The organism is Pseudomonas lurida, assembly GCF_002563895.1.
In the GTDB taxonomy this organism is placed as follows: Bacteria; Pseudomonadota; Gammaproteobacteria; order Pseudomonadales; family Pseudomonadaceae; genus Aquipseudomonas; species Aquipseudomonas lurida.
Genome location: NZ_PDJB01000001.1, coordinates 2,873,818 through 2,887,983, shown reverse-complemented (window position 1 = coordinate 2,887,983; position 14,166 = coordinate 2,873,818). Strand labels below are relative to the sequence as shown.

Genomic DNA, 14,166 nt, shown 5'->3' with positions numbered 1-14,166 from the left:
AGCGATGGGGAAGCATGATGGCGGGCTTAGGGAACGGACTCAAGTTTCTCACTGAAAAAGCACGGTCAATCGGTGGGTGCTGGTTTGCCTGCGATAGCGGTATATCAGCAACCACTGCTCTGGCTGATACGCCCTCATCGCAGGCAAGCCAGCGCCCACCGGGGTTATTCAGCGTGCCCGGGACGCCGCTGGGGCGACCACATCGCCAGCAATGACCACCGCTTCATCATCCAGGTACACATCGCAATTACGCAGCGGAATGTCCATGTGGCACGGCGTCTTGCGCGTCCCGCCCACTTCGGTATTCGGCCCGGTGGAGAACAGGAAGTTGCCATAGAACGCCCGCGCGTCCATGCACATGCCATCGTTCTTGTCGTGCAGGCCCATGGCGGTCCATTGCGCCCGTGGCTGCAGGCCCCAGCCGATATGAGAGATGCCGTACACCTCGGAGTCGTTGAAGTACTTCATGTAGTCACGCAGGTACTCGGCCTCGAAACCGCCATGGATGCTGGTGATAAAGCCCTTCTCAATCTCCAGGGTGATCTTCTCCCGGGTGTAGGTCTTGAACGGCAGCAGGATGTCGCCGATGTCCAACACCAGCACGCCTTCGGCGGTTTCTTCGTTAGGCCAGGAGAACAGGAAACCACTCGGCCAATGGTCCCAGCGCCCCGGTTCATCGGCAAACCCGTACTCGGTCACCGACGGGTATTGCCCTAGCGCGGCACGGAAGTCGCTGCCGGCACGGGACTTCACATGGATCGAGCGCGCTTTTTTCAATAACTGTTCTGCCGCCAGCACGCGCACCTTGTCTTCTTCGGTGGGCAGCATGCGCGCCAGCACTTCCGGTGGCTCGACGGCCAGCAGGATGCGCGTGCCGGTCTTGAGGATCTGCTCCTGCTCCGGGGAGTGCAGCAGCATCATGGTGTCGACGATCAGGTCGGCGGCCTCCAGGGCGCGCTGGGCCGCGATGTTGCCGGTCAGCGCAGTGTCGCCGCAGTAGGCGGTCATGTCATTGCCCATCGCCCGCGGATGGTTAAACGACGGCAACTCCACCGCATACACCTTGGCCCCCAGGCGCTGTGCGGCATCCATCGCGGCCCGCACGGTGCGTGGGTCGGAGTAATGGCTCTTGAGCACGGCAACGCTCTGGGTCGGGTCGACCTTGGACAGCGTCAACACGTGTTCAAACATCTGGGTCAGTTCGCAATCGCTTACCGGCATTTTCCTGTCTCCTGTGGGCCTGCACCAAGTTCAAGCACTGCGCTTCACTCTAGTGCATTTTTATAGCGTATACGCCATTTAATAATGATAAGACCCGAATTGCAGGCAGACTGCAAGCGGCGCGCCAAAACGTTACCTATCGAAACAAACCTCGTATTTATTGGCTACATCACGTTACACGGGATAAATATGGCCAAAAAATAAATTTATGCTCACGGGCTTCCCATTTGAAAAAATGAGCGTATACACTTTAAAAACCTTGCGGACAGACGCCGCCGAAAATCAAAAAGAGAGAGGAACACGCCCCATGGGAAGCACTCAGAAAATCGCCATCGTCGGTGCCGGCCTCGGCGGCGCCGCCGCTGCCACGCTGTTGCAACAAGCTGGTTTCGACGTGGATGTCTATGAGCAGGCGCCGGCGTTCTCACGGCTGGGTGCGGGGATCCACATGGGCCCCAACATCATGAAAATCTTCCGCCGCATGGGCATCGAAAAGCAGCTTGACCTGATGGGCTCGCACCCCGAGCACTGGTTCAGCCGGTGCGGTGAAACCGGCGACTACCTCTCGCGCATCCCGCTTACTGGCTACGGCGCGTCCTATATCACCGTGCACCGTGGCGACCTGCACGCGCTGCAGATGTCGACCCTCAAGCCGGGCACCCTGCACTTCAACAAGCGCCTGGAAACCCTCGAAGAAACCGACACCCAGGTGCGCCTGACCTTCGCAGACGGCATGGTCACCTATGCCGACATCGTGATCGGCGCCGACGGCATCAACTCCAAGATCCGCGAAGAACTGCTGGGCGTGGAAAAACCGCTGTACAGCGGCTGGGTCGCGCACCGCGCATTGATCCGCGGCGACCAGTTGGCCAAGTACGACCTGAAGTTCGAGGACTGCATCAAGTGGTGGACCGAAGACCGCCACATGATGGTCTACTACACCACCGGCAAGCGCGACGAGTACTACTACGTCACCGGCGTGCCCCATGCCGAATGGGACTTCCAGGGCGCGTTCGTCGACAGCAGCCGCGAAGAGATGTTCGACGCCTTCAAGGGCTACCACCCCACCGTCCAGGCCCTGATCGAGTCCACCGAAAGCGTGACCAAATGGCCGCTGCGCAACCGCAACCCGTTGCCGCTGTGGAGCCGAGGCCGCCTGGTGTTGCTCGGTGACGCCTGCCACCCAATGAAACCCCACATGGCCCAGGGCGCCGGCATGGCCATCGAAGACGCGGCAATGCTCACCCGCTGCCTGCAGGAAACCGGCATCAGCGACTATCGCACCGCATTCCAGTTGTATGAGGCCAACCGCAAGGAACGTGCGTCCCGCGTACAGGCAGTGTCCAACGCCAACACCTGGTTGCGCACCCAGGAAGACCCGGCCTGGGTCTACGGTTATGACCTGTATGCCCAGGAACTGAAATCGGGGGTGGCCGCGTGAGCACCTTCCTCTACGGCGGCAACGTGCAGGCCAATGGCATTCGCCAACATTACCTGCGTTACGGCGGCAAGGGCCCCGCACTGATCCTGATCCCCGGCATCACCAGCCCGGCGATCACCTGGGGCTTCGTGGCCGAGCGCCTTGGCGCGCAGTTCGATACCTATGTGCTGGATGTGCGCGGTCGCGGCCTGTCATCGACCGGCCCCGAGCTCGATTACAGTGCGGACACCTGCGCCGAAGACATTGGCGCGTTTGCCGATGCGCTGAATTTGCAACGCTACCACCTGGTCGGCCACTCCATGGGCGCACGCTTTGCCGTGCGCAGCGCCGTGCTGCATCCCCAGGGCGTCAACCGCGTAGTGCTGATCGACCCGCCGGTGTCCGGCCCAGGCCGCCGCGAATACCCGAGCAAACTGCCCTGGTACGTCGACTCGATCCGTCAATCCCAGGTCGGCATGGACGCCGAGGCGATGCGCGCCTTCTGCGCCACCTGGACCACAGAGCAACTGCAACTGCGCGCCGAATGGCTGCACACCTGCTATGAGCCCGCCATCGTGCGCGCCTTCAATGACTTCCACACGGTGGACTTCCACCAGGACCTGCCCCACCTCAAGGCCCCTGCCCTGTTGGTGGTGGCCGGGCGCGGCGGCGTGATCCTCGATGAAGACATTGCCGAGATCCAGGACCTGCAACCGGGCATCCAGGTCGCGCGCGTGCCGAATGCCGGGCACATGATTCCGTGGGATGACCTCGACGGTTTCTTCCACGCCCTCGGCGACTTCCTCGAACAATAATCATGGAGACCACCATGCAGAAGCCCTACCGTATCGGCCAGATCGTGCCGAGTTCCAACACCACCATGGAAACCGAGATCCCGGCGATGCTCACCGCACGCCAGTCGATCCGCCCCGAGCGCTTTACCTTTCACTCCAGCCGCATGCGCATGAAGCAGGTGCGCAAGGAAGAACTGGCGGCCATGGACGGCGAGTCCGACCGTTGCGCCGTCGAACTGTCCGACGCCAAGGTCGATGTACTGGGCTATGCGTGCCTGGTGGCGATCATGGCCATGGGGCTGGGTTATCACCGCAACTCCGAACAACGCTTGCGCAAAGCCACCGCCGACAACGATGCCAACGCCCCGGTGATCACCAGTGCGGGCGCCTTGATCGAAGGCCTGAACGTCATGGGCGCCAAGCGCATCGCGATTGTCGCGCCGTACATGAAACCGCTGACCGAACTGGTGGTGAACTACATCCGCGAAGAGGGCTTCGAGGTGGTGGACTGGCGCGCCCTCGAGATCCCCGACAACCTCGAGGTGGCCCGTCACGACCCGGCCAACCTGCCGGCCATCGTCGCCGGGATGAACCTGGAGGGCGTCGATGTGATCGTGCTGTCCGCCTGCGTGCAGATGCAGTCGCTGCCCGTGGTAGCCAAGGTCGAGGCGCAAACCGGCAAACCGGTGCTCACCGCCGCCATCGCCACCACCTACGCCATGCTCAAGGCCCTGGACCTGGAACCCATCGTTCCGGGCGCTGGCGCCCTGCTTTCCGGCGCCTACTGAGGGGAGTGAGACGATGAGCGAACAATCCGCCGACGCCAACTACCAGGGCGTATGGGGCAACCGCATCGGCTTTGGCAAGAAGGCCGCGCTGCTGATGATCGACTTCATGCAGGGCTACACCACCAAAGGCGCGCCGCTGTTCGCGCCGGGCGTGGTCACGGCCGTGGCTGAAAGCGTGGAGCTGCTGGCCACTGCCCGCAAGCACGGGATTGCGGTCGTCCACACCAATATCCGCTACCATCCCGGCCACTTCGCGGATGGTGGGATCTGGGTGAAAAAGGCCCCGGTGATGAAAGACATGGTCGAAGGCAATCCACTGGCCGCGTTCTGTGCCGAAATGTTGCCCCAGGTCGATGAAGTGGTGATCACCAAACAATACGCCAGCGCATTCTTTGGTAGCAGCCTGGCGCCGATGCTGCATGCACAGGGCATCGACACCGTGGTACTGGCCGGTTGTTCCACCAGCGGCTGCATCCGCGCCACGGCGGTGGATGCGGTGCAACACGGGTTTCGCACCATCGTCGTGCGCGAATGCGTCGGCGACCGGCACCCGGCCCCCCATGAAGCCAACTTGTTCGATATCGACAGCAAGTATGGCGACGTGGTGAGCAAGCAGGAGGCGATGCGCAAATTCAGGGAGCAATAAGACGCGACTGAGAACCGCGCCATAGAGCGCGGTCTTGAACAAACTGAGGCCCGGCCTTGGAACACATTCCACTGTGGGAACCGATCCCTGTGGGAGCCGGGCTTGCCCGCGATGCAGACGCTGCGATGTAACAGTGACACCGCGCTGATGTTATCGCAGGCAAGCCAGCTCCCACATAAACCCGGTGTCCACATGGACCGTGTCCAACCGCCGCCCTCAGTCTTCTGACACTGCCTTTGGAAGTCGCTTCTACAGCACTCCGAAGTGCTGGAACACAGCGGCTGTATAAAAACCATAAGTCACCGCCAGGAGACACCCAATGCCCATTGCGAATGCAGCGCCCGCGACCACCGTCGCCGACCCGGTCAACACGCTCTACCACAAGATTACCTGGAAGCTGATTCCGTTCCTGTGCTTCTGCTACCTGGCCGCCTACCTCGACCGCATCAACATCGGCTTCGCCAAACTGCAGATGCTCGACCAATTGCAGTTCAGCGAAACCGCGTTCGGCCTGGGTGCCGGCCTGTTCTTTGTCGGCTACATCCTCTTCGAAGTCCCCAGCAACCTGGTGTTGGAACGGGTCGGCGCAAAGATCTGGATCGCGCGCATCATGATCACCTGGGGCCTGCTTTCGGCCTGCACCATGCTGGTCACCTCCACCACCCAGTTCTACATCCTGCGTTTTCTGCTCGGCGCGGCTGAGGCAGGCTTTCTGCCGGGTGTCCTGTATTACCTGACCACCTGGTTCCCCACTCACCGACGCGGGCGCATCATCGCGCTGTTCATGATCGGCCTGCCGCTGTCCAGTGTGATCGGTGGCCCGCTGTCCGGCTGGATCATGGGGCACTTCGACCACATGGGTGGGCTGCGCGGCTGGCAATGGCTGTTCCTGATCGAAGCGGTGCCCAGCGTGTTACTGGGCGTGCTGACCTTCTGGGCACTGCCCAACACCTACCAGCAAGCCAAGTGGCTCTCGGACGAGGAAAAGGCCCTGCTGGAAAACGAATTGCGCAAGGATGACGCCGACGGCACCGGCAGCAAGCACAGCTTTCGCGACGGTTTCTTCAACCTCAAGGTCTGGATGCTCGGCGGTATCGACTTTTCGATCCTGCTCAGCGCCTACGCCATGGGCTTCTGGATGCCGACTTTCATCCGCAATGCCGGAGTGACCGACACCTTCCACATCGGCGTGCTCACCGCGCTGCCCAGTGTCGCCGCACTGCTTGGCATGCTGCTGATCGGCGCCAGCTCCGACAAACACCGCGAGCGCCGCTGGCACATCATCGTGCCGTTCTTCATCGGCGCGGCAGCCATGGCCACCAGCACTTTCTTTACCCACAACGTGGCGGCCACCGTGGCGCTGTTCGCGATTGCCTCGGCGGCAATCATCGGCGCGGTGCCCGTGTTCTTCAGCCTGCCGGCGACCTTCCTAAAAGGCACCGCGGCGGCCACCGGCTTTGCCCTGGCCTGCTCGCTGGCGAATATCGCCGGGCTGGTGAGCAACTCGTTGATGGGCGTTGCGATCGACGTCACAGGTAGCAGCGCTGGCGCCTTGTGGTTTTTTGCTGGCTGCCTGATTCTCAGCAGCTTCCTGGTCATCGCCTTGCCGGCGAAACTGGTGAACCGTTGATAACAACAATTTATTCGGATGAATCACCATGCAAGGCTTCTTGAAACGCTGTGCGTTGCTTGTCGCGGTCGGCCTGTGTGCCGGCACCGCGCAGGCGGCGGAAAAGGTCATCTTCGATACCGACTTCAATGTGCTCAACGATGACGGCCAGGCCTTCATCATGCTCGCCCAGTTGCATGCGCAAAAACGCATCGAACTGCTGGGCATGACCCTGGTCAGCGGCAACGCCTGGGTCGACCAGGAACAGGTCGACGCCCTCAAGGCCGTGGAACGCATGGGCGTGGAGAAAGAGGTGGGCGTCTACTCCGGCGCCGCCTACCCACTGCTGCATGACTACGCCACCTACGAGGCAGAAAAAGCCCTGTTCGGCTCCGGCTGGCCGGGGGCGTTCAAAAACCCCCGCCCCACATCAGCCTCACAATTGGTCGCGCCACCGGACGGCCTTGCCACACACACGAAACTGCGCAAGGAGACCGCCGCGCAGTTCATTGTCGACAGCGTGCGCGCCAACCCGCACCAGGTGACGATCCTCGCCGTCGGCCCGCTGACCAACGTCGCCCTGGCGATACGCTCGGCGCCGGACATCGTGCCGTTGATCAAGCGCATCGTGTACATGGGGGGCGCCTTGGAGATTCCGGGCAACACCACCCCAGCGGCGGAGTTCAACTGGTGGTTCGACCCGGAGGCAGCGAAGATCGTGTTGCGCTCACCCATCGAACACGTGATCTTCCCCAATGATGTGTGCGAGAAAGTCACCTTCGACAAGTCGGTGTACCAGCGCGTGATCGCCCAGAAAGGCGCGATTGCCGACCTGTACACGCATGAATTCGGGCCCTTGTTCGACAAGGACCCGAGCTACCACAGCTTCACCTGGGACAGCTTGCCGGCGCTGTACCTGGTCGACCCGCAGATCGTCACGCAATCCCGCGATTTGTGGGTGGATGTAGACGCCACGTTTGGCGCCGACTACGGCCGCGCACTGGGCTACCAGAAAGGCGCGCCGGTAGGCACGCAGAAGGCCAAGGTGGTGTTCGGCGTGGACCAGAAGAAATTCTGGGATGGCTACGTCAACCTCGTGACCCTGCCGACGCCGGTCAAGCGCTGACCGGCGGAGCGCTACCAGCGCCTGAATAGATGGCCTATTGCTTGTGGGGTTGGATGAGTGTGGAGAATGGGGTTGGTTCCGCCCTTACGACGGGTCACTTTTGAACAGCGCAAAAAGTAACCAACACGCTCTTGCCACAACACTCGGCACCTCGCTTCAGGCTCGGTGTGCCCATAATCCGACAGTGATTTGTGGAGCCGCCGCCGCCCGCCATCCATGGCGCACGGCGGCTGAGATCAAAATCAAAAGCACGGCGGCCTCAGTGCCGACCGATTTCTTAGCATCGATCTCGGTTCAAAGGTGGGAGCTGGCTTGCCTGCGATAGCATCAACCCGGTGTACCTGATGGACCGAGTCGCCTGCATCGCAGGCAAGCCAGCTCCCACAGAAAAGCAGGCAGGTGATTGATCTCTCCACCAAGCACGGTGGCCTTGGAGCTGACCGGTTTCTTACTGTCAATCTCCCACAGTGGGTTCTCTATCCATCAGACGAAGCTGCTTTTGATCCGCTTGTGCTGTTGATCTCAGGCGCCTCGGCAACTGTCGGCCTCAATCAGCTCTGGCCTATAAAAATAATAGCGCTAGAATCAGCGCCATTCCTGCGTCTGACACCCTGATACGAGCCCCCCATGAGCTTTGATTTCGACACGATCCACCCACGCCTCGGCACCGGCAGCACCAAGTGGAACCGTTACCCTCGCGACGTGTTGCCGATGTGGATCGCCGACATGGACATCGCCGCCCCACCCGCCGTGCTGCAGGCCTTGCATGCACGCCTGGACCAGCAGGTGCTGGGCTACAGCGTCGCCGGCCCGGATGTACGCGAGGCGATCATTGCCGATCTGTGGAACAAGTACGCCTGGCGCGTGCAGCCGGATGAATTGCTGTTCCTGCCTGGCGTCGAGCCGGGTTTCAACATGGCGCTGCATGCGTTTGTGCAGCCGGGTCAGGCGGTGGTGCTGCAAACCCCCAACTACCGGCCGATTCGCCTGGCGCCCGGGCACTGGAACCTGCCGCGCATCGAGGTCCCCTTCGATCGGGTCGACGGTGAATACCTCACGCCCATGCCGGCCATGCGCCAGGCACTCAGCGGCGCCGGCGCGCTGCTGCTGAGCAACCCGCACAACCCCGTGGGCAAAGTCTTCCCCCGGGAAGAACTGCTGGCCGTGGCCAATGCCTGCCTGGAAAACGGCACGCTGATCATCTCCGACGAAATCCACGCCGAACTGTGCTTCGACGGCCGCCGCCATATCCCCACCGCCAGCCTCAGCCCCGAGATCGCCCAACGCACCATCACCCTGATGTCGGCGAGCAAGGCCTATAACGTGGCCGGCCTGAAGACCTGCTTCGCCGTGGTACAGAACGCCGAGATCCGCGAACGCTTCAACCATGCGCGTTGCGGCATGGTGGACAGCGTCAGCCCCCTGGGCCTGGAAGCCACCCGCGCCGCCTACAGCCAGTGCGGCGAATGGCTCGATGCGCTGGTGCAGTACCTGCAAGACAACCGTGACTACCTGCTCGATGCCGTGCAGACCCGCCTGCCCGGTGTCGTCATGCATGCGCCACAAGGCACTTACCTGGCCTGGCTGGATTGCAGCGCCCTGGGCCTGGACGATCCGCAGCAGTTTTTCCTGGAACAGGCCAAGGTCGGGTTGAGCGCCGGTATCGAGTTCGGTGATGACAGCCAGCAGTTCGTGCGCCTGAACTTCGGCTGCCCACGGTCGATGCTGGAAGAAGGCCTGCAACGCATGGAACGCGCCCTGCGCAACCGCCAGGCCTGACTCACTACGTCTCGCAACGAGTGCCGAAACCCTGCTGTTACTGTTCTTGCTGATCGCCATAACCAGCAACAGCAGGCGCGCCAATGTGCGACCCGGGGGCGCCGAGCACGGCCGCACAGAAATCCGACACCTGGCCGGCGGCGGCCTGGCTGCAGGACACACCCGAGCCTTCACCCACCCGGGGGCTCAGGTCGGAAAAAGTCCAAGGCTTGCGCCTATCAAGGTGTGCTCACAACTTGGCGATGGACACTTCCGTCGATTTCACGAAGGCAATCACTTCACTGCCCACTTTCAATTCCAGATCGCGCACCGAACGGGTGGTGATCACCGAAGTGACGATGCCAGACGCGGTCTGCACATCGATTTCCGACACCACTTCCCCTAGCAGAATCTCCTTGATCACGCCCTTGAACTGGTTGCGCACGTTGATCGCTTTAATGGTCATGTCGGCTTTCCTTTTGGCTGTTGGGTCAATCCGCACGAATGCGCAGGCCCCCAAAATGCGCCATCCACAAAGACATTAAAAGGAATATATAACTCTTTATTTATTCTTTATAGATATATGCAAGCTGTTGCACCACCGACAGCTGATCAACAGTTTGCCCTCTCCTGCTACAGCTTTATTTGCCTAAACCCCCGAAAACACACGCCCGAGCCAGATGGCACAGAGACTGCATATTCCTGAAAAGCATGACGGAACATGCCATTTAATTTTCTGAATATAAGAAAAGCCTTCTCTCAATGCCTTGCCGGAGCTGTTCCATGAAACCCTTCACCCAACGCTTACTCGGCGCATGCGCCCTCGCCCTGTGCCTGCAACCACTGGTCCATGCCGCTGAAACCGACCCCGCCGAAGTCAATCTCGACTACGCCTATTACTCGCCCGTCAGCCTGGTGCTCAAGCATTTCGGTTGGCTGGAACAGGCCTTGCCGCACGCCAAGGTGGGCTGGGTATTGAGCCAGGGCAGCAACCGTTCGCTGGAATACCTCAACAGTGGCGGCGTGGATTTCGCCTCCTCCGCCAGCCTGTCTGCCGTGCTCAGTCGCGCCAATGGCAGCCCGATCAAGTCGGTGTACGTCTATAGCCGCGCCGAATGGACCGCCCTGGTGGTCCGCAAGGATTCGCCGTTCAAGAGCGTCACCGACCTGAAAGGCAAGAAAATCGCCGCCACCAAGGGCACCGACCCGTACCTGTTCACCCTGCGCAGCCTGCAAAAGGCCGGGCTGAAAAAGGACGATGTGGAACTGGTGCACCTGCAACACCCGGACGGTCGTACCGCCCTGGAAAAAGGTGACGTGGACGCCTGGGCCGGCCTCGACCCGCACATGGCCGCCAGTGAAATCCAGGCCGGTTCGCGCCTGCTGTACCGCAACAAGGACTTCAACAGCTATGGCGTGGTCAGCGTCACCGAGCAGTTCGCCAAGGCGCATCCGCAGACCATCACCAAAGTACTCGGCGCGTATGAAAAGGCCCGCGATTGGGCGGTGAAGCACCCGGATGAATTCGCCAAGCTGCTCGCCGACGAGTCCGGCCTGCCGTTGGAAGTGGCCAAGCTGCAACTGTCGCGTACCGACCTGAGCACACCGTTCCTGAGCAGCAAGGACGTGGTGTCGTCAAAGGCGGCGGCACCGATCCTGGTGTCTGAAGAGTTGGTGCGCAAAGGCGTGAACGTGGACCAGGTGATCGACCAGTTGATCGACACCTCGTTCGGCCACTAAGGAGCGCGTGATGACCAGCAAAACCCAAGCATTGCCCCTGGTCGAGCCGGTGGCGATCAATCGCAGTGCCTGGCCGAGGCGACTCAAGGGCCTGGTGTTGCCGGTGCTGATCCTGCTGGTGCTGGAGGTGGTGGTTCGAGTGGGTTGGTTGCCGTCGTACCAGATGCCGGCGCCCAGCGAGATCGCCGTGACCCTCACGGACCTCGCCGAAGGCTCACTGTGGAAACACATCAGTGCCAGCCTCGGCCGGGTGCTGCTGGGCTTTGCCATCGGCGCCAGCCTGGCACTGGTGTTTGCCGCCTGGGTGGGCTTGAGCCGTGAGGCCGAAGCCTACCTGGAACCGACTTTCGCCGGGCTGCGCTCGATCCCGAGCCTGGCCTGGGTGCCGCTGTTGCTGCTTTGGCTGGGCATCGACGAGACCTCGAAGATCGTGCTGATCGCCATCGGCGCGTTCTTCCCGGTGTACCTCAATGGTGTCGCCGCCATCCGCGACATCGATCGCAAGCTGGTAGAAGTCGGGCAAATGTACGGCTTCGGTCGGTGGCGCCTGGTGCGTCGCATCCTGTTGCCGGCCGCCCTGCCCGGCCTGTTCACCGGGTTGCGCAGTGGTTTGAGCCTGGCATGGATGTTTCTGGTGGCGGCCGAACTGATCGCGGCCACCAAGGGCCTGGGTTACTTGCTCAGCGACGGGCGCGAGACCTCGCGGCCGGATATCGTGTTGGCGGCAATCATCGTGTTGGCGTTGCTGGGCAAGGTCAGCGATGGCCTGCTCGCCGCGCTGGAAAAGCGCTGCCTGGCCTGGCGCGATACGTTCCAGGGAGCAGAACAATGAGCGTGCAGCCACTGTTGGACATTCACGTAGCGCGTAAAAGCTTCGCCAGCACCACCGTGCTCAAAGACGTGCGCCTGGCCCTGCAACCTCGGGAGGCCGTGAGCCTGCTGGGCCCCAGCGGTTGTGGCAAAAGCACCCTGCTGCGAATCGTTGCCGGCCTGGAAAAGAACTTCCAGGGCGAACTGCGCAGCCCCGATGGCGAAGTCGCCTTTGTGTTCCAGGAACCCCGGCTGATGCCCTGGCTCACGGTGGAACAGAACATCGGTTTCAGTGATGACAAGCACTACGACAAGGCCTGGGTCACGCAACTGATCGAAGAAGTCGGCCTCAAGGGATTTGCCCAGGCGTTGCCCAAGGCATTGTCCGGTGGCATGGCGCAACGGGTGGCGATTGCACGAGGCCTGTACTCACGCCCGCAGGTGTTGCTGCTGGACGAACCCTTCAGTGCGGTGGATGCATTCACCCGCATGAAGCTGCAGGACCTGCTGTTGCAACTGGCCAAACACCACGAAATCGCCTTGCTGCTGGTGACCCATGATGTGGACGAGGCGCTGTACCTGAGTGACCGTGTGCTGGTGATGGACAATCGTCCGAGCAGCATTCGCCAGGAACTCGCCGTGGACTTGCCGCACCCCAGGGACCGGCGTGATCCGGTACTGGCGCAACTCAAGGCACTGTCCTTGACCGAACTGCAACGCGCCCACGTTATCTGATATCGCCTTTTTTGCCCCCCTTGAAGGGAGGTGTCAGGTCAGGGATTTGCGCGGTGTGAGGGTGACCCAATACCGCGTGCGTGCGTGCAGCTCCAGCCCCAACGTCGAGGCCAGCAGGTTGAGGATGCGGTCGGTGTCGTCCAGGCGAAAACTGCCGGTAACCCGCAACGTTTCCAGGCTCGGCTCCCAACGCAACACGCCTGGCCGATAACGCTCGAGGTCCCGCAGGAAGTCGCCCAGCGCCTGGTTCTGCGCCGTCAGCACACCGTCGCGCCAGCCCAGCTGCAATACATCGAACGGGCCCCAGGCCCCCAGCCCGCTGGCTTTGAGCGACGCTTGCTGCCCCCCCTGCAGGGTCGTCATTTGGCCGCTCAGGTCCCGCACCGGGACTGAGCCCTTGAGCACCGACACCAGACAACCGCTGGCCTGCTGCCGTACGCACACGTCGGCCTGGCTGACGCTCAACTCGCCGTAACGCGTACGGACGGTCATCGCCGCTGCGCCGGGTACATTCAACGCCAACTCGCCGTCCACCAACGTGATGCGTCGCTGCGCCAGGTCCACGTCGACCGCCGTCGCGGTATTGAGCTGCAAGCTACCGCCGTCGGCCAACGGCATGCGCTTGCGCTCGCCGGTGGCGGTGTGCAGGTCGGCACGCCAAGCCTCGATGGGCAGTTGACGGCTGACCAGCCAGGCGGTCGGTACCAATGCTGCAATTCCAAGGGCGCGCTTGAGCACGGCGCGGCGCCCAGGTTGCGGGCGGTCGAGGCTGGCCATTGCCAGGGCGTGGGGCAAGTCGCTGAAACGCTGGCGCAGGGCCTGGGCCTTTTGCCAGGTCTGTTCATGCTGGGGATGGCTGTCACGCCAGTGCTGCAACGCGGCGTGATCACGCTCGGTGGCCGCGCCGGACTCCAGCAGCGCCAGCCACTGCGCGGCCGCACGGGCAACGTCGCGACTCACAGGTCCACCAGCAAGCAGTGTTCGTAGGCCTGGGCCATGTATCGTTTGACGGTGCGCTCGCAGACGTCGAGGCGCTCGGCGATTTCCCGATAACCCAGGCCCTCCAACTGGCTCCATAGAAACGCGCGACGCACCAGCACCGGCAAGCCATCGAGCAACTCATCCAGGGCTTGCAGGGTTTCCAGCACCAGCCAGCGTTGTTCGGGTGACGGCACGCAGGCTTCCGGCAGGCTGGCCAAGGCATTCAGATAAGCCTGTTCAAGACTGCGACGCTGATGGAAATTCACCAGTAGCCGCTTGCCGACCGTCACCAGATAGGCCCGAGGCTCCTGCATCTGCGCGATCGGCTGAGCGCTGGCGAGTACGCGCAAGAACGTATCCTGGCTCAGGTCCGCTGCATCCCAGGCATTGCCCAGGCGCCGACGCAGCCAGCTTTCCAGCCAACTGCGGTGGTCGCGGTACAGGTTCGACAAGGTCAGTTCGGGGGCGTGGGTCGGAACAACAGCATCATTCATGGCTAGCGACCTGCGCGGCGCGAGTGAGTCTCAAATGAGATTCA

At 61.9% G+C, this 14,166-nt stretch carries 14 protein-coding genes; 10 read left to right on the top strand and 4 right to left on the bottom strand.

From position 1 onward, the window contains the following. Positions 1-168: 168 nt before the first annotated feature. Positions 169-1,221, bottom strand: a complete 1,053-nt coding sequence (locus tag ATH90_RS12975) for a 2,5-dihydroxypyridine 5,6-dioxygenase (RefSeq protein WP_098466440.1) — start codon at positions 1,219-1,221, stop codon at positions 169-171. Positions 1,222-1,528: 307 nt separating this feature from the next. Between ATH90_RS12975 and ATH90_RS12970 the strand changes: the two genes are divergently transcribed. The 7 genes from ATH90_RS12970 to ATH90_RS12940 all read left to right on the top strand — a co-directional run bounded on the left by ATH90_RS12970 (position 1,529) and on the right by ATH90_RS12940 (position 9,383). Further along, positions 1,529-2,662 (top strand): FAD-dependent monooxygenase, encoded by a 1,134-nt coding sequence (locus tag ATH90_RS12970; RefSeq protein ID WP_034108836.1) that lies wholly within the window; start codon positions 1,529-1,531, stop codon positions 2,660-2,662. Next, a complete protein-coding gene (locus tag ATH90_RS12965) occupies positions 2,659-3,456 on the top strand; it encodes an alpha/beta fold hydrolase (RefSeq protein ID WP_098466439.1) in 798 nt (265 codons plus the stop codon). The genes ATH90_RS12970 and ATH90_RS12965 overlap by 4 nt, the downstream gene beginning before the upstream one ends. Positions 3,457-3,470: 14 nt before the next feature. Continuing rightward, positions 3,471-4,223 (top strand): maleate cis-trans isomerase family protein, encoded by a 753-nt coding sequence (locus ATH90_RS12960; protein WP_098467670.1) that lies wholly within the window; start codon positions 3,471-3,473, stop codon positions 4,221-4,223. Between the two features lie 13 nt (positions 4,224-4,236). Next, complete coding sequence (locus tag ATH90_RS12955; RefSeq protein WP_098466438.1) at positions 4,237-4,869, top strand: N-carbamoylsarcosine amidohydrolase; 633 nt, start codon at positions 4,237-4,239, stop codon at positions 4,867-4,869. Between the two features lie 319 nt (positions 4,870-5,188). Beyond that, on the top strand, positions 5,189-6,499 hold the full coding sequence (locus ATH90_RS12950) for an MFS transporter (protein WP_034108844.1): 1,311 nt from the start codon (positions 5,189-5,191) through the stop codon (positions 6,497-6,499). Between the two features lie 28 nt (positions 6,500-6,527). Then, positions 6,528-7,604, top strand: a complete 1,077-nt coding sequence (locus ATH90_RS12945; protein ID WP_098466437.1) for a nucleoside hydrolase — start codon at positions 6,528-6,530, stop codon at positions 7,602-7,604. Positions 7,605-8,231: 627 nt separating this feature from the next. Beyond that, entirely contained in the window at positions 8,232-9,383 is a 1,152-nt protein-coding gene (locus ATH90_RS12940; protein WP_098466436.1) for a MalY/PatB family protein, read from the top strand. A 229-nt stretch (positions 9,384-9,612) separates the two neighbouring features. On the opposite strand, the gene ATH90_RS12935 is transcribed toward ATH90_RS12940, so the two are convergent. Further along, positions 9,613-9,828, bottom strand: a complete 216-nt coding sequence (locus ATH90_RS12935; protein WP_003173733.1) for a TOBE domain-containing protein — start codon at positions 9,826-9,828, stop codon at positions 9,613-9,615. A gap of 317 nt (positions 9,829-10,145) precedes the next feature. On the opposite strand from ATH90_RS12935, the gene ATH90_RS12930 reads away from it, so the two are divergent. Genes ATH90_RS12930 through ATH90_RS12920 form a run of 3 tightly spaced genes read left to right on the top strand, consistent with a single transcriptional unit; the run spans position 10,146 to position 12,647 of the window. After that, positions 10,146-11,102 (top strand): aliphatic sulfonate ABC transporter substrate-binding protein, encoded by a 957-nt coding sequence (locus ATH90_RS12930; RefSeq protein ID WP_098466435.1) that lies wholly within the window; start codon positions 10,146-10,148, stop codon positions 11,100-11,102. A 10-nt stretch (positions 11,103-11,112) separates the two neighbouring features. After that, a complete protein-coding gene (locus tag ATH90_RS12925) occupies positions 11,113-11,934 on the top strand; it encodes an ABC transporter permease (protein ID WP_069023566.1) in 822 nt (273 codons plus the stop codon). Next, positions 11,931-12,647: an ABC transporter ATP-binding protein gene (locus tag ATH90_RS12920; protein ID WP_098466434.1), complete on the top strand. Its 717-nt coding sequence runs from the start codon at positions 11,931-11,933 to the stop codon at positions 12,645-12,647. The genes ATH90_RS12925 and ATH90_RS12920 overlap by 4 nt, the downstream gene beginning before the upstream one ends. A 33-nt stretch (positions 12,648-12,680) precedes the next feature. On the opposite strand, the gene ATH90_RS12915 is transcribed toward ATH90_RS12920, so the two are convergent. Together ATH90_RS12915 and ATH90_RS12910 are read right to left on the bottom strand one after the other, a co-directional pair. Further along, the gene (locus ATH90_RS12915; RefSeq protein ID WP_098466433.1) at positions 12,681-13,607 is read right to left on the bottom strand and encodes a FecR domain-containing protein; all 927 of its coding nucleotides are present in this window, start codon (positions 13,605-13,607) and stop codon (positions 12,681-12,683) included. Next, positions 13,604-14,122 (bottom strand): sigma-70 family RNA polymerase sigma factor, encoded by a 519-nt coding sequence (locus tag ATH90_RS12910; protein ID WP_034108858.1) that lies wholly within the window; start codon positions 14,120-14,122, stop codon positions 13,604-13,606. Before ATH90_RS12910 ends, ATH90_RS12915 begins: the two co-directional genes overlap by 4 nt. Positions 14,123-14,166: the final 44 nt, after the last annotated feature.

Excerpts from the sequence above, each read along its gene's own strand:
- ATH90_RS12975 (WP_098466440.1), bottom strand. The coding sequence starts at position 1,221 with ATGCCGGTAAGCGATTGCGAACTGACCCAGATGTTTGAACACGTGTTG.
- ATH90_RS12970 (WP_034108836.1), top strand. The coding sequence starts at position 1,529 with ATGGGAAGCACTCAGAAAATCGCCATCGTCGGTGCCGGCCTCGGCGGC.
- ATH90_RS12960 (WP_098467670.1), top strand. The coding sequence starts at position 3,471 with ATGCAGAAGCCCTACCGTATCGGCCAGATCGTGCCGAGTTCCAACACC.
- ATH90_RS12955 (WP_098466438.1), top strand. The coding sequence starts at position 4,237 with ATGAGCGAACAATCCGCCGACGCCAACTACCAGGGCGTATGGGGCAAC.
- ATH90_RS12950 (WP_034108844.1), top strand. The coding sequence starts at position 5,189 with ATGCCCATTGCGAATGCAGCGCCCGCGACCACCGTCGCCGACCCGGTC.
- ATH90_RS12945 (WP_098466437.1), top strand. The coding sequence starts at position 6,528 with ATGCAAGGCTTCTTGAAACGCTGTGCGTTGCTTGTCGCGGTCGGCCTG.
- ATH90_RS12940 (WP_098466436.1), top strand. The coding sequence starts at position 8,232 with ATGAGCTTTGATTTCGACACGATCCACCCACGCCTCGGCACCGGCAGC.
- ATH90_RS12935 (WP_003173733.1), bottom strand. The coding sequence starts at position 9,828 with ATGACCATTAAAGCGATCAACGTGCGCAACCAGTTCAAGGGCGTGATC.
- ATH90_RS12930 (WP_098466435.1), top strand. The coding sequence starts at position 10,146 with ATGAAACCCTTCACCCAACGCTTACTCGGCGCATGCGCCCTCGCCCTG.
- ATH90_RS12925 (WP_069023566.1), top strand. The coding sequence starts at position 11,113 with ATGACCAGCAAAACCCAAGCATTGCCCCTGGTCGAGCCGGTGGCGATC.
- ATH90_RS12920 (WP_098466434.1), top strand. The coding sequence starts at position 11,931 with ATGAGCGTGCAGCCACTGTTGGACATTCACGTAGCGCGTAAAAGCTTC.
- ATH90_RS12910 (WP_034108858.1), bottom strand. The coding sequence starts at position 14,122 with ATGAATGATGCTGTTGTTCCGACCCACGCCCCCGAACTGACCTTGTCG.